This is a genomic window from Micromonospora wenchangensis (assembly GCF_002210435.1).
GTDB lineage: Bacteria > Actinomycetota > Actinomycetes > Mycobacteriales > Micromonosporaceae > Micromonospora > Micromonospora wenchangensis.
Genome location: NZ_MZMV01000036.1, coordinates 29,863 through 50,335 on the forward strand (window position 1 = coordinate 29,863; position 20,473 = coordinate 50,335).

The 20,473-nt window shown below is 73.1% G+C and carries 18 protein-coding genes; 12 read left to right on the forward strand and 6 right to left on the reverse strand.

From position 1 onward, the window contains the following. Positions 1-146: 146 nt before the first annotated feature. On the forward strand, positions 147-1,691 hold the full coding sequence (locus tag B5D80_RS20485; RefSeq protein ID WP_088645526.1) for a pectate lyase family protein: 1,545 nt from the start codon (positions 147-149) through the stop codon (positions 1,689-1,691). A gap of 103 nt (positions 1,692-1,794) precedes the next feature. Here B5D80_RS20485 and B5D80_RS20490 read toward each other — a convergent pair whose 3' ends face one another. After that, the gene (locus B5D80_RS20490; protein WP_245854817.1) at positions 1,795-2,148 is read right to left on the reverse strand and encodes a hypothetical protein; all 354 of its coding nucleotides are present in this window, start codon (positions 2,146-2,148) and stop codon (positions 1,795-1,797) included. A 561-nt stretch (positions 2,149-2,709) separates the two neighbouring features. Between B5D80_RS20490 and B5D80_RS20495 the strand changes: the two genes are divergently transcribed. From B5D80_RS20495 to ispG, 8 genes are all read left to right on the forward strand, one after another. After that, positions 2,710-3,501 carry a helix-turn-helix domain-containing protein gene (locus tag B5D80_RS20495; protein ID WP_088645527.1) on the forward strand — a complete coding sequence of 264 codons (792 nt, stop codon included), beginning with the start codon at positions 2,710-2,712 and terminating at the stop codon, positions 3,499-3,501. Next, entirely contained in the window at positions 3,492-3,698 is a 207-nt protein-coding gene (locus B5D80_RS20500; RefSeq protein WP_088645528.1) for a DUF397 domain-containing protein, read from the forward strand. Before B5D80_RS20495 ends, B5D80_RS20500 begins: the two co-directional genes overlap by 10 nt. A gap of 92 nt (positions 3,699-3,790) precedes the next feature. Continuing rightward, positions 3,791-3,997: a DUF397 domain-containing protein gene (locus B5D80_RS20505; RefSeq protein WP_088645529.1), complete on the forward strand. Its 207-nt coding sequence runs from the start codon at positions 3,791-3,793 to the stop codon at positions 3,995-3,997. Between the two features lie 47 nt (positions 3,998-4,044). Then, entirely contained in the window at positions 4,045-4,269 is a 225-nt protein-coding gene (locus tag B5D80_RS20510; protein ID WP_088645530.1) for a DUF397 domain-containing protein, read from the forward strand. Positions 4,270-4,479: 210 nt separating this feature from the next. Next, the gene (locus B5D80_RS20515; protein WP_088645531.1) at positions 4,480-5,199 is read left to right on the forward strand and encodes a Uma2 family endonuclease; all 720 of its coding nucleotides are present in this window, start codon (positions 4,480-4,482) and stop codon (positions 5,197-5,199) included. 43 nt (positions 5,200-5,242) lie between these two features. Next, positions 5,243-6,454 carry a 1-deoxy-D-xylulose-5-phosphate reductoisomerase gene (dxr, locus tag B5D80_RS20520; RefSeq protein ID WP_088645532.1) on the forward strand — a complete coding sequence of 404 codons (1,212 nt, stop codon included), beginning with the start codon at positions 5,243-5,245 and terminating at the stop codon, positions 6,452-6,454. Further along, positions 6,454-7,695 carry a M50 family metallopeptidase gene (locus tag B5D80_RS20525; protein ID WP_088645533.1) on the forward strand — a complete coding sequence of 414 codons (1,242 nt, stop codon included), beginning with the start codon at positions 6,454-6,456 and terminating at the stop codon, positions 7,693-7,695. The genes dxr and B5D80_RS20525 overlap by 1 nt, the downstream gene beginning before the upstream one ends. A 9-nt stretch (positions 7,696-7,704) precedes the next feature. Beyond that, on the forward strand, positions 7,705-8,877 hold the full coding sequence (gene ispG, locus B5D80_RS20530) for a flavodoxin-dependent (E)-4-hydroxy-3-methylbut-2-enyl-diphosphate synthase (RefSeq protein ID WP_088645534.1): 1,173 nt from the start codon (positions 7,705-7,707) through the stop codon (positions 8,875-8,877). 178 nt (positions 8,878-9,055) lie between these two features. Here ispG and B5D80_RS20535 read toward each other — a convergent pair whose 3' ends face one another. Beyond that, positions 9,056-9,634 (reverse strand): PadR family transcriptional regulator, encoded by a 579-nt coding sequence (locus tag B5D80_RS20535; RefSeq protein WP_088645535.1) that lies wholly within the window; start codon positions 9,632-9,634, stop codon positions 9,056-9,058. A gap of 129 nt (positions 9,635-9,763) precedes the next feature. On the opposite strand from B5D80_RS20535, the gene B5D80_RS20540 reads away from it, so the two are divergent. Both B5D80_RS20540 and B5D80_RS20545 read left to right on the forward strand, forming a co-directional pair. Continuing rightward, positions 9,764-10,603, forward strand: a complete 840-nt coding sequence (locus B5D80_RS20540) for a GNAT family N-acetyltransferase (protein ID WP_088645536.1) — start codon at positions 9,764-9,766, stop codon at positions 10,601-10,603. Between the two features lie 355 nt (positions 10,604-10,958). Then, positions 10,959-14,621 carry an ATP-binding cassette domain-containing protein gene (locus B5D80_RS20545; protein WP_088645537.1) on the forward strand — a complete coding sequence of 1,221 codons (3,663 nt, stop codon included), beginning with the start codon at positions 10,959-10,961 and terminating at the stop codon, positions 14,619-14,621. A 92-nt stretch (positions 14,622-14,713) separates the two neighbouring features. On the opposite strand, the gene B5D80_RS20550 is transcribed toward B5D80_RS20545, so the two are convergent. From B5D80_RS20550 to B5D80_RS20565, 4 genes are all read right to left on the reverse strand, one after another. Further along, complete coding sequence (locus B5D80_RS20550) at positions 14,714-15,781, reverse strand: NADH:flavin oxidoreductase/NADH oxidase (protein WP_088645538.1); 1,068 nt, start codon at positions 15,779-15,781, stop codon at positions 14,714-14,716. A 77-nt stretch (positions 15,782-15,858) separates the two neighbouring features. After that, positions 15,859-17,160: a dicarboxylate/amino acid:cation symporter gene (locus B5D80_RS20555; protein ID WP_088645560.1), complete on the reverse strand. Its 1,302-nt coding sequence runs from the start codon at positions 17,158-17,160 to the stop codon at positions 15,859-15,861. 202 nt (positions 17,161-17,362) lie between these two features. Next, positions 17,363-18,064 (reverse strand): DUF998 domain-containing protein, encoded by a 702-nt coding sequence (locus tag B5D80_RS20560; protein WP_088645539.1) that lies wholly within the window; start codon positions 18,062-18,064, stop codon positions 17,363-17,365. Then, complete coding sequence (locus tag B5D80_RS20565; RefSeq protein ID WP_088645540.1) at positions 18,057-19,022, reverse strand: glutathione S-transferase family protein; 966 nt, start codon at positions 19,020-19,022, stop codon at positions 18,057-18,059. Before B5D80_RS20565 ends, B5D80_RS20560 begins: the two co-directional genes overlap by 8 nt. A gap of 159 nt (positions 19,023-19,181) precedes the next feature. Between B5D80_RS20565 and pcaF the strand changes: the two genes are divergently transcribed. Then, entirely contained in the window at positions 19,182-20,387 is a 1,206-nt protein-coding gene (pcaF, locus tag B5D80_RS20570; protein ID WP_088645541.1) for a 3-oxoadipyl-CoA thiolase, read from the forward strand. Positions 20,388-20,473 lie beyond the last annotated feature (86 nt).

The window sequence follows — 20,473 nt, forward strand, 5'->3', positions numbered from 1 at the left end:
GCGACTCCGCCTGACGGCCGCGAAGGCCCGGCCCGTCCCCGGCGCGCAGAGGTCCGCCAGGACCACCGTCATCACCGCCGCCCGACCGGGCACCACACCACCCGGCGGCGGCACCACCACCAGGTAACGAGAAAGGTGACGCGAGGATGAGACGACCAGTCGCACGACGAGTCCAGGCGGGGCTGGCCACGGCCGCCGTCGGTGCCGCGATCTGCGTGGCCCTGCCGGTGCACCAGGCGTCGGCGGCGGCCGGCAGCGCCAGCGGCTACGCCACCCAGAACGGCGGCACCACCGGTGGCGCGGGCGGGCAGACCGTACGGGCCAGCACCGGCACCGCGATCCACGCGGCGCTGTGCAACCGGGCCAGCAGCAGCACCCCGATCGTCATCGAGGTGCAGGGCACGATCAACCACGGCAACACCACGAAGGTCTCCGGCAGCAGTTGCAACACCGCCGCCGACAAGATCGAGCTGAAGGAGATCAGCAACGTCACCATCGTCGGGGTCGGCAGCGGGGCGGTCTTCGACCAGCTCGGCATCCACATCCGCGACTCCCGCAACATCATCATCCAGAACGTGACGGTCCGGAACGTCAAGAAGTCGGGCTCGCCCGTCTCCAACGGCGGCGACGCCATCGGCATGGAGAGCAGCGTGCGCAACGTCTGGGTCGACCACGTCACGCTGGAGGCGTCGGGTGGCGAGTCGGAGGGCTACGACGGGCTGTTCGACATGAAGGACGACGTCCAGTACGTGACGCTGTCGTACAGCATCCTGCGCAACTCCGGCCGGGGCGGCCTGATCGGCTCCAGCGAGAGCGACCGGGGCAACGGCTTCGTCACCTTCCACCACAACCTCTACCAGAACATCGACTCCCGTACGCCGCTGCTGCGGGGCGGGATCGCGCACGCCTACAACAACTCGTACGTGCAGCTTAACGAATCGGGGATCAACTCCCGGGCCGGCGCGCGGGCCAAGGTGGAGAACAACTACTTCAAGAACTCCCGGGACGTCCTGGGTACCTTCTACACCAGCGAGGCCGGGTACTGGCAGGCCAGCGGCAACATCCTGGACAACGTGACCTGGTCCAGCCCCGGCAGCGAGACCAACCCCGCCGGCCCGGGTATGCCGTCGAACACCAGCGTCAGCATCCCGTACTCGTACCGCCTCGACGGGGCGAGCTGCGTGCCGGACATCGTCCGGCAGACGGCCGGCGCGAACACGGGTCTCAAGGAGTCGAACGGAAGCTGCACGCCGACCACCCCGAACCCGACCACCCCTGCGCCGACCACGCCGGCCCCGACCGCCCCGCCGCCCACCAGCACCCCCGGCGGGACCAACCTCAGCATCGGCGCCGGCTCCGACGGCTCCAGCAAGGCCAGCGGTACGAGCTACGGCGACGTCCGGGACGGCAACCTGGGCACCTTCTGGTCGCCGGCCGGGTCGACAGGTGACATCTCGATCAAGTGGGGCTCCGCGACCAGCATCTCCTCGATCAACATTCGGGAGGCGTCCGGCTCGGCCGGCAGCGTCACCTCGTGGCAGGTGCTCAACGGCGACACCGGCGCGGTGCTGGCCTCCGGCAGCCGGGCCGGGGTGATCACCTTCGCCCGTACCTCGCTGAAGAAGGTCACCTTCCGGATCAACAGCTCTGCCGCCACCCCGAAGGTCGCCGAGTTCGAGACCTACGCCTGACCGTCGTCCCCGGCCCGGCCCCGGGGCGATGATCAGCTCAACGGGGCCCAGGTGGGGCTGTCCGGTCGGCGAGGACACCCCCACCTCGGCCCCCTTGTGTCGATCAACCCAGGTCGGCGGGTACGGCTGCGGGCGACGACCCGGATGGCGTGCCGGGCGGCGGGTCGGGTGGTGGCCGGTCGTGGCGGGTCCAGGCGAGGAACCGGGTGAAGTAGGCGGCCGGGTCGACCGGGCCGGTGCCGACCCGCAGCGCATCGGCGATCGCGTCGTGCATCAGCAGGCAGAGGTAGATGGCCAGCGCCGGCCGGTCGTGGGCGTACTCCCGCCGCAGGCTCAGCTTGGCTGGCTGGCAGGGCCACGGGGCGGCACAGGCCCGGCACCGCCAGGCGGGCCGCGCGGCGACGTGCCGACCGCCCGCCGGCCACCTGCGCCGCGCGTCACCCTCCGGCGAGGTCACCGGTGTCGGCCGCCCCTGCCGTGAGCTGTCCGTCGGTGGGGTCACCGTCGACAGCGGCCGTTCCCGTCGTGCGTCGTCCGGCGGCGTCACGGCCGACGCCGGTCGCCCGCGCCGTGAGCTGTCCGTCGGCGGGGTCACCGGTGGCGGCCGTTCGCCCGACGTGCCTGCCCCCGGGTGACCAGGCCCGCCGCGCCCACCCAGTAAACGGCAGTGGGACCATTCCACAGGTGTCGGCGGTGCGCCGGCAGCGGGGGCGGTGGCGGTTCCCGCAGCGGTACGGCGGCCCGCCGGTCCGGGCACGGCCAGCGCAGCCCACAGGTGCAGTACCGACCCCACCGGGACCAGTCCCGCCGATGCCGTGGCGTCACCGGTACCGGTCTGTCGCGCTTCCTCATCCGCCTGCTCCCTCCGTGAGCCTGTTCACACTCTGCTGTGGACGCGACTACTGTCGGAAGGTGGCGCGTGGCCTCAGCGAAGGGTGTGCCGACCGGGGGCGGTGCGGTGGTCGACGTTGGCGGCGGATGGCAGACGTGTGGTGGAGGTGTGATGACCGGTGGACCGATGTCGACCCTGGAATTCCTCGGGGCGGAGTTGCGCCGGGCGCGCAGGGAGCGCGGGCTGAGTCAGGAGGATCTGGCCCAACGGATCAGCTACTCGTCGTCGCTGGTGGGCATGGTCGAGATCGGCCACCGTACGCCCTCGCAGGACTTCATCACCCGCGCGGACGCCGCCCTGGAGGCCGGCGGCCTCTTCGAACGGCTGCTCGCCCTGGTCCGCGCCGACTCCGCACCCCCGTGGCTACGCGAGTGGATCAGCGTGGAGCGGGAGGCGACCTTGATCCGCTGGTTTGAGCCTTCCCTCGTCCCCGGCCTCCTGCAAACCGAGGCGTACGCCCGCGCGGTCCTGCACGGTGGCGGAATGCTCCGGGAGAGTGAAATCGAGCAGCGAGTCTCCTCCCGAATGGATCGGCAGGCAGTGCTGACCCGGGAGCGCCCACCCGAGGTGGTGGCGGTGATCGACGAGGCGGTGCTGCGCCGGGGGATCGGCGAACCGGCGGTGATGATCGAGCAGTTCGAGCATCTGCTGCGGCTGACTGAGCACTCCCACATCAGCGTGCACGTGGTGCCAGCAGATGCGGGGATGCACGCTGGCCTGGCCGGTCCGTTCATTCTGGTCCGCGTGCCAGACGGGGGAGAGGTCGTGCATCTGGACAGCGCCCTGCGGGCGCACATCACCGACCGGCCGGACGACGTTGATAGCCTTCAGCGCAGATGGGAGAGCCTGCGCGGTGAAGCACTGCCACGCCGGGCCTCCCGGGATCTCATACGGGAGTTGGCGAAGTCATGGACTTGACCGGTGCAGTCTGGCGCAAGTCGACCCGCAGCGACAACGGTGGCTCCACCTGTGTGGAGGTGGCGACGAATCTGCCGCAGGTGGTCGGGGTGCGGGACAGCAAGGACCGGCGTGGCCCGGTGTTGACGTTCACACCCGTCGCCTGGGCCGGCTTCGTGGCCGCGACCAGGGCGGGCACCCTCGGCGTCCGCCAGTGACCGACTCGTCGCTGCCTGACGGCGTTGATGTATCAGTGTGAACGGGCCGTCCGCCTGGTTGTCCCGGGATCTCGTACAGGAGTTGGGTAGTCATGGAGCTGACTGGCGCGATCTGGCGTAAGTCGACCCGCAGCGACAATGGCGGTGCCACCTGTGTGGAGGTGGCGACGAATCTGCCGCAGGTGGTCGGGGTGCGGGACAGCAAGGACCGTGGTGGCCCCGCGCTGACCTTCCCGCCCGCCTCCTGGGCCGGCTTCGTGGCCGCGACCAGGGCGGGCACCCTCGGAGTCCGCCAGTGACCGACTCGTCGCGGCCCGATGACGTCGATGTCGGAGTTGGCGAAGTCATGGATCTGATCGGTGCTGTCTGGCGTACGTCCACTCGTAGTGGAAACGGCGGGTCCACCTGTGTGGAAGTGGCGACGAATCTGCCGCAGGTGGTCGGGGTGCGGGACAGCAAGGACCGTGGTGGCCCCGCGCTGACCTTCCCGCCCGCCTCCTGGGCCGGCTTCGTGGCCGCGATCCGGCCGGGTGACCTCAACCCCGCCCGACGTATCTGCCGTCCGGCATGATGATCGACTCAACGGGGCCGATATTGGGGTAAGGATCGTCGCGGACACCCCTGTATCGGCCCCGATGTGTTGATCAGGCGTGTGGATCTGGCCGACGGGCGGGGAGGTCGTGGGCTGACCGGGACGCACTGGCGGTGCGACGGGCGGCTCCGGGGGCTGCGGCGATTAGGCTGGGACCAGCAGGATGTTCCGCTGAGGGGGTGAGCCCGGATGGCCCAGGCCGCATTCGCGCCCGAGCCGGCACCGCAGTCGCCCGACCCGACGTGCCTGTCGACCGGGTCGGTCGACCGGCCGGCCGGGCCGTCGTTCGACGTGTTGCGCTGGCACGACGAGCCGTGGACCGCCCAGCTCGCCCTCGACCTGTTGCCGGAGACCAACGGTCCCAAGGTTGAAGTCCTGAGCGGAAGCGTGATCGTGACCCCACATGCCGGATACGACCATCAGAACGCCGAGTTGGATCTGGCCTACCTGCTCAAGCAGGCGGCCCGCCGGGAAAAACTGTGGCTGTACGCCGAAGCCAACATCGTTTCCGGTGCCGACCTCTTCATTCCGGACATCGTGATCCTCGACGCTCCCGGTGGCGGGCGGACGACGATGGACATCGGCCACGCCGTGCTGCTCGGCGAGGTCGTCTCCCCGGGTAACAGGCGTAAGGACGTGATCGACCGGCCCCGTGAGTACGCCGCCGCCGGTGTCCCGTTCTTCCTCCGCGTCGACCTGCGTAACCGGGTGCCCACCATCGCGCTCTTCGAGTTGACCGACGGGGAGTACCGGCCGGTCGCGGCGGCTGCGGCCGGGACGACGTTCGTCATGCGGCAGCCCTTCGCGTTCAGTATCGATCCGGCCGACCTGCTGGGCGAGGAGGCACCGGTCGAGGAGGCGGAACCGCTGGGTCGGGGGGCGGGCGCGGAGGGTGACGTCGAGGGGTGAGGCTCCCAGCCGGCGCACAGCGCGTACGGGGCAGAATGGCCGGGTGACAACTCCCCGGGATCTCGTCCTGCTCGGCTCCACCGGTTCGATCGGCACCCAGGCGATCGACATCGTCAGGCGCAACCCCGACCGGTTCCGGGTGGTGGGGCTCGGTGCCGGCGGCGGCAACGTCGAGCTGCTCGCCCGGCAGGCCCTCGAACTGGGCGTGGACGCGGTCGGGGTGGCCAAGGCGTCCGCCGCGCAGGACCTCCAACTCGCCTTCTACGCCGAGGCGAGCCGGCGCGGCTGGGCCACCGGGGAATTCAAGCTACCGAAGATCATTGCCGGCCCGGACGCCATGACGGAGCTGGCGCAGTGGCCCTGCGACGTGGTCCTCAACGGGGTGGTCGGGTCGCTCGGGCTCGCGCCGACGCTGGCCGCGCTGCGCTGTGGTCGTACCCTCGCGTTGGCCAACAAGGAGTCGCTGGTGGCCGGCGGCCCGCTGGTGAAGGCCGCGGTGACGCGGCCGGGGCAGATCGTGCCGGTGGACTCGGAGCATTCGGCGCTGGCCCAGTGCCTGCGCGGCGGCACCAGGGGCGAGGTGCGGCGGCTGGTCGTCACGGCCAGCGGCGGGCCGTTCCGGGGGCGGCGGCGCGACGAGCTGACCGCCGTCACCCCGGAGCAGGCGCTGGCCCACCCGACGTGGAACATGGGACCGGTCGTCACGATCAACTCGGCCACCATGGTCAACAAGGCGCTTGAGGTGATCGAGGCGCACGAGCTGTTCGACGTGGCTTACGCCGACATCACCGTGATGGTGCACCCGCAGTCGGTGATCCACTCGATGGTCGAGTTCGTCGACGGCTCCACCCTGGCCCAGGCGAGTCCGCCGGACATGCGGCTGCCCATCGCGCTCGGCCTCGGTTGGCCCGACCGGGTGCCCGACGCCGCGACCGCCGTCGACTGGACCACCGCCCACACCTGGGAGTTCGCCCCGCTCGACGACGAGGCGTTCCCGGCGGTGGCGCTGGCCAAGGCGGCGGGCGAGGCGGGCCGCTGCCGGCCGGCGGTCTACAACGCGGCCAACGAGGAGTGCGTGGCGGCGTTCGTCGCCGGACGGCTGCCGTTCCTGGGCATCGTCGACACCCTCGGGCGGGTGTTGGAGGACGCCCCCGATTTCGGTGAACCAGGTACCGTCGAGGACGTGCTCGCCGCCGAATCGTGGGCGCGCGCGCACGCGCAGGAGATCATCTCGGGGTCGGGGAAGGAAGCCTGATGCTCTATCTGCTCGGGGTGGTGGTGATCGCCCTGGCGATCCTCATCTCGGTGAGCCTGCACGAGGCCGGTCACATGTTGACCGCCAAGGCGTTCGGCATGAAGGTCACCCGCTACTTCGTCGGCTTCGGGCCGACCATCTGGTCGTTCCGCCGGGGTGAGACGGAGTACGGCCTCAAGGCCATCCCGCTCGGCGGGTTCTGCAAGATCGTCGGGATGACGCCGCAGGACGACGACGTCGAACCGGGCGACGAGAAGCGGGCGATGTGGCGTTACCCGGTCTGGAAGCGGACGATCGTGATGTCCGCCGGCTCGGTCACCCACTTCGCGCTGGCCATCGTGGCGATCTGGCTCGCCGCCATGTTCATGGGCCTGCCCAACAAGGACCTGCCCAACCCGCTCCCGGCGCACGTCAAGGTCGTCGACTGCGTCATCCCCACCGACGCGGTCCGCGAGTGCGCCCCGGGCGACCCGGTCAGCCCCGCCAAGCAGGCCGGGCTGCGCGACGACGACAAGATCGTCGCGGTGAACGGCATCGCCGTCCCCGACTACGCCGCGCTGGTCAAGACCGTCCGTGACCTGCCCCCGGGCCAGCCGGCGACGATCAGCTACGAACGCGACGGGGTCGCCGGCCAGGTCCGGGCCGACCTCGCCGCCGTGCAGCGCAAGCCGTTGGACGACCCGAACGGCGCCCCGATCACCGTCTCCGCCCTCGGCGTCGCCGGCCCGATGCTCCCGCCCGGCGTCCCGGCGAACGTCACCTACGGCCCGGTCGAGGCCATCCCCGCCACCGCCGGCTACACCAAGGACCTGGCCGTCGGCACCTACGAGGCACTCAAGCGCATCCCCGACAAGGTGCCCGCCCTGTGGACCGCCGTCACCGGCGGCGAACGGGACAAGGACACCCCGATCAGCGTCGTCGGCGCGAGCCGGCTCGGCGGCGAAGCCCTGGAGAACGGCGTCTGGCAACTGCTCGTCCTGCTGTTCATCTCGCTGAACTTCTTCGTCGGCGTGTTCAACCTGCTGCCGCTGCTGCCCCTCGACGGCGGCCACATCGCCATCGCCTGGTTCGAACGGGCCCGCTCCTGGCTCTACGCCCGGATCGGCCGGCGCGACCCCGGCCGGGTCGACTACCTCAAGCTGATGCCCATCACGTACGCGGTGATCCTCATCGGTGGCGCGTTCACCCTGCTCACCGCCACCGCGGACATCGTCAACCCCATCACCCTCTTCACAAGGTGAGTGCCTGAAGTGACCGCTGTCAGTCTCGGTATGCCCGCCGTACCGCCCCCGCCGCTCGCCCCGCGCCGGGCCAGCCGCCAGATCATGGTCGGTTCGGTGCCCGTCGGTGGCGGTGCCCCCGTCTCGGTGCAGTCGATGACCACCACCCTCACCTCCGACGTCAACGCCACCCTCCAACAGATCGCCGAGCTGACCGCGTCCGGCTGCCAGATCGTCCGGGTCGCCGTGCCCAGCCAGGACGACGTGGAGGCACTGCCGGCGATCGCGAAGAAGTCGCAGATCCCGGTGATCGCCGACATCCACTTCCAACCGAAGTACGTCTTCGCCGCGATCGACGCCGGCTGCGCGGCCGTCCGGGTCAACCCGGGCAACATCCGCCAGTTCGACGACAAGGTCAGGGAGATCGCGGCAGCGGCCTCCGCCGCCGGTACGCCGATCCGGATCGGCGTCAACGCCGGCTCGCTCGACAAGCGGCTGCTCACCAAGTACGGCAAGGCCACCGCCGAGGCGCTCGTCGAGTCGGCGCTGTGGGAGTGCTCGCTGTTCGAGGAGCACGGCTTCCGGGACATCAAGATCTCGGTCAAGCACAACGACCCGGTGGTGATGATCCGGGCGTACCGGCAGCTCGCCGAGCAGTGCGACTACCCGCTGCACCTGGGCGTGACCGAGGCCGGCCCGGCGTTCCAGGGCACCATCAAGTCGGCCGTCGCCTTCGGGGCGCTGCTGGCCGAGGGCATCGGCGACACGATCCGGGTGTCGCTGTCGGCCCCGCCGGTCGAGGAGATCAAGGTCGGCAACCAGATCCTGGAGTCGCTGGGCCTGCGCGAGCGCGGGCTGGAGATCGTCTCCTGCCCGTCCTGCGGCCGGGCCCAGGTGGACGTCTACAAGCTGGCCGAGGAGGTCACCGCCGGCCTGGAGGGGCTGCCCGTACCGCTGCGGGTCGCCGTGATGGGCTGCGTGGTGAACGGGCCGGGTGAGGCCCGCGAGGCCGACCTCGGGGTCGCCTCCGGCAACGGCAAGGGGCAGATCTTCGTCAAGGGGCAGGTCGTCAAGACCGTCCCCGAGGGGCGGATCGTCGAGACGCTGATCGAGGAGGCGCTGCGGATCGCCGACGAGATGGGCGCGGAGATCCCCGAGGAACTGCGCGACCTGGTCCCCGGCCCCACGGTCACCGTGCACTGATCCACCGTCGAGAAGGGCGGCCCTCCCGGTGGGGGGCCGCCCTTCTTCTCGTACGGGGTAGGCGACCCGGGCCGGGGTCGTGTGGTGGTCCGGGCCGGCCGGGTTCGCCGTGCCGGGCCCGGACGTCGACGGTCGCCGGGGGGGTGCCGGGTGCCAGGTGCCGGGTGGTGCCCGGCGGTCACTCGGATTCGGCGAGGATCGCGTACAACTTGCGGCGGGTCTCGTCGAGCACCTGGGCGGCGCGTTCCCGCTGGTCGTCGGTGCCGGTCATCATCACCTGGCGCAGCGCGTGCATGGCCTGCGCGCCCGCGTCGCGGATGTCGTGCCAACTGTTGACGGTGTCCTCGGCGAACTCGGCCCAGGGTGGGGTCTGCGCGGCCGTCGCGGCCTCCTCCCGGCCGGCGTCGGTCAGGTCGAACCGCTTGCGCCCGCCGCCGGCCGGATCGGTGCTGGCGGCGATGACGCCCTCGTCCTCCAGCAGTTGCAGCGTCGGGTAGATCGACCCCGGGCTGGGCCGCCAGGCCCCGCCGGTGCGGGAGTCGATCTCCTGGATCATCTCGTACCCGTGCATCGGCCGCTCGGTGAGCAGGGCCAGCACGGCGGCCCGGACGTTGGGCCGGCGTCCCCGGCCCCGACCGCGCCCGCCCCGGCCGCCGCCCCAACCCCCGTGCCCGTGCGGGCCGGGCGGTACGGGGGGGAAGCCGAAGCCGCGCTGCCGGGCCTCCTGGAGTGCGTGGATCCGACGGTGGAATCCCATCGTGTCGTCCTTTCGTTGTGCTGTCGCTGATGCATCAACGATATATCGGCAATGTGTTGGCGACAAGTCCTTTGACGGCTGTGCCGGTCGCCCGGCGAACCACCTCCCGGATCTGGCAGGCTGGTAACCGTGCTGACGGTGCCGGTACGCCAACTGGGGGAGTCGGAGCGGCGCGCCGTCGAGCGGCTGCTCGACCTCGACCCGTTCGCGGGCGCACAGGTCGCCGAGCGGGTCTCCGCGCGCGGCCTGGCCTGGTGGCGGGCCGAGGGTCGGATCCTCGGCTACGGCACCCGCCGCAACCTGGAGTCGATCTGCTGGCTCGGCGGCAACCTCACCCCGATCCTCGCCACCGACTCCGCCGTCGCCGCCTTCGCCGAGCAACTCTCCGGCGAGGAACGGCTCTGCTCCTCCATCGTCGGACGGGCCGACGCGGTGCTCGGCCTCTGGGACCGGCTCGCCGACAACTGGGGGCCGGCCCGCGACGTCCGCCCCAACCAGCCGCTACTGGCCACCGACGCCCCGCCCGCCATCCCGGTCGACCCCGAGGTGCGCCGGGTCCGCCCCGACGAGGTGCACCTGCTCTTCCCCGCGGCGGTCGCCATGTACGCCGAGGAGGTCGGCGTCTCGCCGCTGGCCGACGACGGCGGTCGGGCCTACCGCCGACGGGTCGAGGACCTGGTCCGCGCCGGCCGGGCGTACGCCCGCATGGTCGACGGCGAGGTCGTGTTCAAGGCCGAACTCGCGGTGGTGACCCGCCGTACCGCCCAGATCCAGGGCGTCTGGGTGGCCCCCGCGTGGCGCGGACGCGGGATCGCCAGCGCCGCGATGGCCGCCGTCGTCCGCGACGCGCTGCTCCGGGTCGCCCCCACGGTCAGCCTCTACGTCAACGACTTCAACCGCCCCGCCCGCCGGGTCTACGAACGCTGCGGCTTCCACCGCGTGGGCACCCTCGCCACCATCCTCTTCTGACCGCCCCGGCACTCCCGCTCCCCGGGCACCCGCCCTCAGGCGTCCACCCGCCCGACTTCTCCGCCCCGCCCTGCCCTGCCTCGGTGATCAAGAAGTTTGCGTCAGTTGATCAAGAGGTTCGAGTCAACTTGAAGATCAATCTTGACGCGAATCTCTTGATCACCGGGGCAGGGCGAGGGCGGGGCGGGGCAGTGCGGGGGCGGGGCGAGGCAGGGTGGGACGGGAGGTGGGTGGGGCTGGGGTGGGTGGGGCGGAGTGGGGGAGTTGGGTGGGTCGGTGGTAAATGCGTTGAGGGGAGAGGGGCGGGGGGTCAGGCTGGGGGGTACCGCCACCCCGAGTCCCGGAGGGAATCTCCATGCGCCTGCTCCGTGATCTCTGGGCGTCCGCGCCGCGCCGCGTGACGGTCGTGATCGTCCTCGTCGTCCTCGGTGCCGCCGGTCAGGCCGCCGCCTCCGCGGTCGCCGGCCCGGTGCTGGTGCACCGCTCGGCCGGGTGGTTCACCGCCCTGGTCGTCGCGCTGGTCGTCGCCGTCTTCGGCGAGTTGGTGATCGCGCTGCTGATGGCGGGCATCACCGCCGACTGGTCCGCCGACGTGCGTCGCCGGCTGTGCCGGGTCGCCCTCGGGCAGGACCTACCCACCCTGGAGGGCACCCCGGTCGGCGAACTGCTCGACCGGATCGACAACGACGTCTACCAGGTCGCCTCCGAGCTGCGGAACACCGGCGTACGGCTGGTCCAGGGGTTGGTGCTCTGCCTGCTCGCCACGGTCAGCGCGCTGTTCGTCTGGTGGCCGGCCGGGGTGGCGATGCTGCTGCTCACCGCGCTGCTCGTCGTGCTGCTGCGCCGTCCCACCGCCGCCATCGCCCCGGCCCGGATGTCCGAGGAGGAGGCCTGGTCGGACCTGGCCGCCGTGATGGAGGAGGCGGTGCACGGCCAGGACGACGTCCGCACCAGCCTCGCCCAGCCGTACGTGCTGCGGTTGTACGCCCGGCGGGCCGCCGAGGTGCTGACCCGCTGCCGCCGGGTCTTCCTGATGTCGGCGCGGGTCACCGCCTTCGCCGCCGGCACCATCCGGGTCGGGATCGCCGGAGTGGTGCTCGCCGGGGCGTGGGCGTTGACCACCGGCCGGGTCGACGGCGCCCGGCTGACCGCGATCTGGCTGCTCGCGTTGAGCTTCGGCGCGACCGTCGAACACCTCGCCCGCTGGGTGCCGCACCTGCAGTACGCGCTCGGCGCCTGGGCCCGGGTGCTGCTGCTCTCCGACGCCCGGCAGGAACCCTCCGGCGGGGCCACCCCCACCGACGGCGACCTGACCCTGCGCGGGCTCACCTTCCGCTACCCGGCCACCGGCGAGGACGAGCGGGCGCCCGCACTGCGCGACGTCCGGCTCAGCTTCGTCCGCGGCCGGTCGTACGCGCTGGTGGGGCGGACCGGTTCGGGCAAGTCGACGCTGGCCAAGGTGCTCACCCGGGCGGTTGAGGTGCCACGCGGGACGGTGCTGCTCGGCGACACCGACCTGTGTGACCTGGACGTCGAGGAGCTGCGCCGGTGGATCGCGGTGGTGCCGCAGCGTACCGAGATCCTCGCCGGCACCCTCGCCGAGAACGTCGCCCTGTTCGACCCGGACCTGCTCGACGACGCGCCCCGGGCACTGGCCGAGCTGGGGCTCACCGGGTGGGTCGCGGAGCTGCCCGACGGCATCCGCACCCGGCTGGGCGAGGGCGGCCATGTGCTCTCCGCCGGCCAGGAACAGCTCGTGGCGTTCGCCCGCATCCTGGTGCGCGACCCGCACGTGGTGATCCTCGACGAGGCCACCGCACGGCTGGACCCGGTCACCGAGACCCGGGTACGCGAGGCGACCGAACGCCTGCTCACCGACCGGATCGGCATCATCATCGCGCACCGGCTGTCGTCGGTGCGACGCTGCGACGAGGTGGTGGTGATGGCCGACGGGGCGGTCCTGGAGGCCGGCCCGCTGCGCTCCTCGGCCCGCTTCGCCGAGCTGCTCGCCACCAGCCACGCCGCCGCGTACACCCCGGTCGGCGCGGGCCGGTCCGGCAGCCGGGGCGGCGTGGACCTGCTCGACGGCCCGGCCACCGCCTGGCCGGAGGCCGGCACCCGGGGCACCGCCTGGCCGGAGGCGGACCCGCCGGCCGGGAACTGGGCGCAGGCCGACCCGCCGGGCACCGCCTGGCCGGAGCTGGACGCGACGTCCCCGGCCGGGCCGGACGGCACCGGAGCGGGCGACGACGGGCCGGGCCGGGCCACCGTCGTGCAGGGGACCGGGACGGCCGGGCGGACGGCGGTGGCCGTACCGAAGGGGGATCCGCCGCCGCTGCCACCGCTGCCGCCCGCGCGGACCATGCGGGAGATCCTGCGCCTGGGCCTGAACGACCCGCGCCTCGGCCTGCTGTCGGTCGTGCTGTTCATGGTGATCACCGTGCTCGGCCTCGACGGCGCGGTGCTGCCCTGGCTGTGGGCGGACGTCGTCGACGGCGGTGACCCGTGGCTGCCGGCGCTCGGCATCGCCGCCGCGCTGGTGGTGGTGCTGCCGCTGCCCTTCCTGACGAACCTGCGGTTCCCCCAGTGGTGGGTACGGCAGATGCTGCGGATGAGCCTGCGGCTGGTGCACGGTCAGACCGGTCCGCGCCGCACCAGCCGGCACACCCCGGCCGAGGTGGTGGCGCAGAGCGGGGACACCGAACGGGTCGTGCAGCTCGCCGACAACCTGATGGACCAGTTCATCGCCCTGGTGACGATGGTGACCATGACGCTGATCACGGGCAGCCTCGTGCCGGCGCTGTTCTTCCTGGGCACGATGGCCGTGTCCGGGCTCGCCGCCACCCTGTTCGGCCCCGGGTTGGAGCGTTCCGCGCGGGACACGGTGGCCGCCCGCGCCGCCTTCGCCACCGCGCTGGTGTCGTCGCTGTCGGCGGCCCGCACGGTCAAGCTCGCCGGGGCGACCCGGCCCGTGCTGGACCACCTCTCCGCGCTGGACCTGGTGCGCAGCGACCGGCAGCGGCGGGAGATCGCCGCCCAGGTGTGGGCCCGCTCCACCCCCTCGGTGGCCAGCGGCCTGCTGCCGATCGCGGCGTGGGCGCTCTACCTGGCCGGCGGGCTCTCCGCCGGTGCCACCCTGGTCGCCGTCTCCACCCTCGGTGCGGCCCGCTGGTTCGCCTGGACCACCGCGTCCCTGGTCTCGCAGTACCCGTCGGCGCGGGTGTGGACCCGGCGGACGGTGGCGATGGCCGGGATCGGGGCGTACTCGGCGGAGGTGCCGGGGGTGGACCTCGCCGCCGGCACCGCCCCCGCGCCGGAGCCGCCGCCGCGCCGGCCGCTGCGTCGCCTGGAACTGGCCGGCTTCGGGGCGCTGCACTCCGACGGCACCCTCGCCGTACGGGACGTCGACCTGACCGTCGACCGGGGTCAACTGGTGCTGGTGGTGGGGCCGGTCGGGTCCGGCAAGTCGTCGCTGCTGCGGGCGCTGGCCGGGATCGTGCACCACGTCGGCGAGCTGCGGTGGAACGGCGAGCCGGTGACCGAACCGGAGCTGTTCCTGCGCCCCCAGCAGGTCGGCTACGTCGGTCAGCTGCCCCGGGTGCTCTCCGGCACGGTCGCCGACAACATCGCCCTCGGGCACGACGTGGACGCCGCTGGGGCGGTCACCACCGCCCAACTGGAGCACGACCTGGCGGGCGGCGGCGGACTGGGGCTGCTCATCGGGCACAAGGGCACCCGGCTGTCCGGCGGGCAGTTGCAGCGGCTGGCGCTGGCCCGGGCGCTCGCCCCGCGTACCGAACTGCTGGTCGCCGACGACGTGTCCTCGGCGCTGGACGTCACCACCGAGCTGGCGCTGTGGGCGGCGTTGCGGGGGCACGGGGTGACCGTGGTCGGCTCCACCTCGAAACGGGCGGCGCTGGTCCGCGCCGACCACGTGGTGGTGCTGGTCGACGGCACGGTCGCCGCCCAGGGCGGGTGGCGGGACCTGGAGGACGACTGGGGTCACCTGGCCGGCTGACCCCGCCCCGCCGGGCCGCGGGACCGGAGGGGGTTGTCGTCGCCGAGGCGACGACAACCCCCCGGCCGGAGTCACGGCGGGCCGGCGGACGGTCAGAAGGCGCGGGCGTACGGGTCGGGCCAGTCGGGGGCGGCGCCGAGCTTCGCGGCGGCCCGGCGCGGCCAGTACGGGTGGCGGAGCAGTTCCCGACCGAGCAGCACCAGGTCGGCCTCACCGGCCGCGACGATCTGCTCGGCCTGCTCCGGCTCGACGATCAGGCCGACCGCGCCCGTCGGTACGCCTGCCTCGCGGCGGATCCGGGCGGCCAGTGGCACCTGGTAGCCGGGCCCGACCGGGATGGCCGCCCCGGTCGACGCCCCGCCGGAGGAGGCGTCCACCAGGTCGACGCCGGTCGCGGCCAGCTCGGCGGCGAGGGCGACGCTGTCGTCGACCGTCCAGCCGCCGTCGACCCAGTCGGTGGCGGAGATCCGGGTGAGCACCGGCACCTGCTCGCCGACGGCGGCGCGGACCGCGCGGGCCACCTCCAGGGTGAGCCGCATCCGGGCGGCCCGGTCGCCGCCGTAGCCGTCGGTGCGGTGGTTGGTCAGCGGGGACAGGAACTCGTGCAGCAGGTAGCCGTGCGCGGCGTGGATCTCCACGGCGGCGAAGCCGGCGTCGACGGCCCGGCCGGCGGCGGTGGCGAACGCGGCCACCACCCCGGCGATCCCGGTCTCGTCCAGCGCCGTCGGCCGCCGGTAGTCGGGCAGGAACGGCTCGGCTCCGGGGCCGACCGGCGTCCAGCCGCCCTCGGCGTCCGGCACCCCGCCGCGCCCGGCCGCCCACGGCCGGTAGGTGCTGGCCTTGAAGCCCGCGTGGGCGAGCTGCACGGCGGGCACCGCCCCCCGGGCGGCGACGAACGCGGTGACCGGCCGCCACGCGTCGACGTGCGCGTCGGACCAGATGCCGGTGTCCTGGGGGCTGATCCGCCCCTCGGGGACGACCGCGGTGGCCTCGGTGACGACCAGGCCGGCACCGCCGACGGCCCGGGACCCGAGGTGCACCAGGTGCCAGCCGGTGGGCAGCCCGTCCGGGTCGGCGCTGTACTGGCACATCGGCGCGAGGGCGATCCGGTTGGGCAGGGTGACGCCGCGCAGGGCGAGCGGGGTGAACAGGGCACTCATGCGGGTGATCCTCCGGTACGGGCGGGTGGCGGTGCGGGGCGGGGCGCAGGGTCCGGGGGAGGGCCCGGCCGGCGTGCTCAGGCGGGTGCCGGCGCGAGGTCGTCGCGGCGGGCCGGCCGGTCGTCGGTCCCGTCGGCGTCGGTCAGGTCGCGCCGGCCGGCGTCGGCGTAGGCGTCGCGGTCCAGGATGCCCTCGCGGGCGGCCACGATGGTCGGCACGACGGCCTGCCCGGCCACGTTGGTGGCGGTGCGGATCATGTCCAGGATCGGGTCGATCGCCAGCAGCAGGCCGGCCCCGGCCAGCGGCAGGCCCAACGTGCTCAGGGTGAGGGTCAGCATGACGATGGCACCGGTCAGGCCGGCGGTGGCGGCCGAACCGACCACCGAGACGAAGGCGATCAGCAGGTAGTCGCCGACACCGAGGTCCACCCCGAAGACCTGGGCCACGAAGATCGCGGCGAGCGCCGGGTAGATCGCGGCGCAGCCGTCCATCTTGGTGGTGGCACCGAACGGCACCGCGAAGGAGGCGTACTCGCGGGGGACGCCGAGCCGCTCGACGGCACGCTGGGTCACCGGCATGGTGCCCACCGAGGACCGGGACACGAAGGCCAGCTCGATCGCCGGCCAGGCCCCGGCGAAGAACCGCAGCGGGTTGAGCCGGCCGGCGGTGACCAGCAGCAGCGGGTAGACCACGAACAGGACGATCGCGCAGCCGACGTAGACGGCGGTGGTGAACTTCGCCAGCGGGGCCAGCAGGTCCCAGCCGTACGCGGCGACGGCGTGGCCGATCAGCCCGAGGGTGCCGATCGGGGCGAGCCGGATCACCCACCACAGCGCCTTCTGCACGATGGCCAGCACCGCGCGGTTCAGTTCGACGAACGGCTCGGCGGCCGCGCCGACCAGCAGCGCGGCGGCACCGACCACCAGGGCGAGGAAGACGATCTGGAGCACGTTGCCCTCAACGAACGCGCCGACCGGGTTGGTCGGCACGATGCCGGTGAGGAAGTCGGTCCACGAGCCGGTGGTCTTCGGGGCGGTCGCGCCGCCGACGTCCAGGCTCACCCCCCGGCCCGGGTCGGTGAGCAGGCCGATGCCGATGCCGAGGCTCACCGCGATCAGCGCGGTGACGCCGAACCAGAGCAGCGTCTTCAGCGCCAGCCGGGCGGCGTTGGCCACCCCGCGCAGGCTGACCACGCTGACCACGATCGCGGTGAAGACCAGCGGCGGGACGGCCAGCTTGAGCAGTTGGACGAAGAGCCCGCCGACGGTGTCGAGGGTGCTCGCCAACCAGCTCAGGTCGTTGGCACGGGCGAGGAAGCCCAGCGCCACGCCGAGCACGAGGCCGAGCAGGATCTGGGCGGAGAACGGGAACTTGCGCAGGGTGGAAGCCATCAGGGTGGGTCCAATGTCGGGAAGGGTCGGCGGTCAGCGTCAGGAGCGAGGCTGCGCCGGACAGACCCCACTGGCCTGCCGTCGGAGATCGACGTACAGGCGCACGGTGAGGTGCCAGACATTGGTCATCGCCTGTCGACGGTACTCCCGGCCGATCGCGGGCTGGAATGACCGCTCGGCGTGAGGCTCCTTACACGGAGGTTGTCGACCCGGTGACCCGTTCGTCACGTTCGACGTGCTCACGGGCGCGGGACACGGCCCGGTCGTCAGGTACGGGGGCGGCCGGCCGGCGCCGGGCCAGCAGCAGCGCGGTGCACAGGCCCCAGCCGGCGCAGACCACCAGCAGCACCCGTTCCAGCCCGGCCACCAGGTCACCCCGGCCCACCGTCAGCAGGCCCAGCGCGACCGCGCCGGCCACCGGCAGCGCCACCACCCCGGCGACCCGGGCCACCCGGCGCAGCCCCGCCGTCGCCGGGCGGACGAACCCGACCACCAGCATGGCGAGCACGGTCACCCCGGCGGCCACGATGCTCGCCCCGGCGTGCACCAGGTCGGCCGGCGTCGCCGCCTCGAACGGCGGCAGCGGGCACCCGGCGCTGCACGTCACCGCGCCGGAGACCACGGTGCCGGCCGCGCCGGCCAGCAGCAGGCCGGCCGCGAGCCGCAGCGTCACCGGCAGCGCCGCGGCCAGCGCCAGCAGCGCCGCCGCCAGGGCGAACACCCCCATCCGGTACGTCGAGGCGAACGCGCTGTCGCTGACCCCTGCCTCGCTGACGTACCCGCGCCACGGGCCACCCGGACCGGCCCCGACGGCGACGGTCACCGCGACCGCGCCGAGCAGCACGCAGCCGGCGGCGACCCGGCCGGCTACCGCGCGGGCGGCGTCAGGCACGGCCGTGCGGGGTGAGCCAGCCGGAGGTGTCCGGGCCCGCCGGCACCACCCCCGTGGGATTGATCTCGCGGTGGGTGGCGTAGTAGTGCCGCTTGATGTGGTCGAAGTCCACCGTCTGCCCGAAGCCCGGGGTCTGGAACAGGTCCCGGGCGTACGCCCAGAGCACCGGCATCTCGGTCAGCTTCTGCCGGTTGCACTTGAAGTGCCCGTGGTACGCCACGTCGAAGCGGACCAGGGTGGTGAACAGCCGCACGTCCGCCTCGGTGATCGCGTCACCCATCAGGTACCGCTGCCCGGCCAGCCGCTGCGACAACGCGTCCAACCGGGCGAACAGCGCCGCGTACGCCTCGTCGTACGCCTGCTGGGAGGTGGCGAAGCCGCACCGGTACACGCCGTTGTTGACGTCGGTGTGGATCTCGGCCATCAGCGCGTCCAGCTCGGGACGCAGCGCGACCGGGTACAGGTCGGGGGCGTCCGGGGCGTGCAGGCGTCGCCACTCGGTGGAGAAGTCGAGGGTGAGCTGCGGATAGTCGTTGGTGACCACCCGGCCGGTGAGCGTGTCCACCAGCGCGGGCACCGTCACCCGGCCGGTGTAGTCCGGGTCGGTGGCCAGGTACGCCTCGGACAGGAAACCGACGCCCAGCGCCGGGTCGAAGCCGTCCGGGTCGAGGGTGAACCGCCAGCCGCGTTCGTCGCGGATCGGGTCCACCGTGCCCAGCGAGATCACCCCGTCCAGGCCGAGCAGGCCCCGCACGATCGTGGCCCGGTGCGCCCACGGGCAGGCCCGGCACCAGATCAGCCGGTACCGGCCGGCCTCCAGCGGCCAGCGTCCCTGCTCGTCCGGTCCGCCGCCCGCCGGCGAGGTGGAGTGCGGGGTGACCCGGCCGGTGAACCGGTTGGGCTGGCGGACGAACGCCCCACCGCCGGAGGTCTCTGCGCTGAACTGGGCCCGGGTCATACCGCCAACCTATCCGGCGGCCGCCCGCCCGACCTGTCGTGCGACCCGGCCGGGGCGGCGTCCGGCGCGGGCGTGGATATCCTGACGGCGGGCGTCCCCCGTGACCCGGGTGACGCCGGGACCGCCAGCCCCTTCCCACCCCCCGAAGGACGTGCGTCGATGAGCGTGGCCTACCTCGTGTCCGGAGTCCGTACCCCGATCGGCCGGTACGCCGGCGCGCTGGCCGGGGTGCGCCCCGACGACCTGGCCGCCCACGTCCTGCGGGAACTGGTCGCCCGGCACCCGGCGGTGGACTGGGCCCGGGTCGACGACGTGGTGCTGGGCTGCGCCAACCAGGCCGGTGAGGACAACCGCAACGTGGCCCGGATGGCGGCGCTGCTGGCCGGCCTGCCGCAGGAGGTGCCGGGCAGCACCGTCAACCGGCTCTGCGGCTCCGGCCTGGACGCGCTGGCCACCGCCGCCCGTGCCGTGGTGGCCGGGGAGGCCGACCTGGTGCTCGCCGGTGGTGTCGAGAGCATGAGCCGGGCCCCGTTCGTCATGCCGAAGGCGGCCACGCCGTATTCGCGGGCCGCCGAGGTGTACGACACCACCCTCGGCTGGCGGCTGGTCAACCCGCTGATGGAGGCGGGGTGGGGGATCGACTCGATGCCGGAGACGGCCGAGAACGTGGCCGCCGAGTTCGGCGTCGACCGGCGCGCGCAGGACGAGTTCGCGCTGCGTTCCCAGCAGCGGGCCGCCAAGGCGCAGGCCGACGGCCGGTTCGCCGAGGAGATCGTGCCGGTGACCGTGCCGGCCGGGCGCCGGGACACGAAACTGGTCGAGGTCGACGAGCATCCCCGGGAGACGTCGCTTGCGAAGCTGGCCGCGCTGCCCACCCCGTTCCGGGCCGGCGGCACCGTCACCGCCGGCAACTCCTCCGGGGTCAACGACGGCGCGGTGGCCCTGCTGGTCGCGTCCGAGGCGGCGGTGGCCCGGTACGGCCTGAGCCCGCTCGCCCGGGTCAGCGGCGCGGCGGCGGCCGGCGTACCGCCCCGGATCATGGGGATCGGGCCGGTGCCGGCCACCCGCCGGCTGCTCGACCGGCTCGGCGTCGCCCTCGCCGACGTGGACGTCGTCGAGCTGAACGAGGCGTTCGCCGCGCAGGGGATCGCGGTGCTGCGCGAACTGGGGCTGCCGGAGGACGCCGAGCACGTCAACCCCAACGGCGGGGCGATCGCCCTGGGGCACCCGTTGGGGGCCAGCGGGGCCCGGCTGGCGTTGACCGCCGCCCTCGAACTGCGCCGCCGGGGCGGCCGGCGGGCCCTGGCGACCATGTGTGTCGGGGTGGGGCAGGGCATCGCGCTGATGCTGGAATCCGCCGACTGAGGCGTCCGGACGCGCCGTGGTGGCCGGTGGTGCGCGGGCGGACGCTCAGCGTGACCACGGCCCGCCGGGCGCGTCCGACCTGCCGG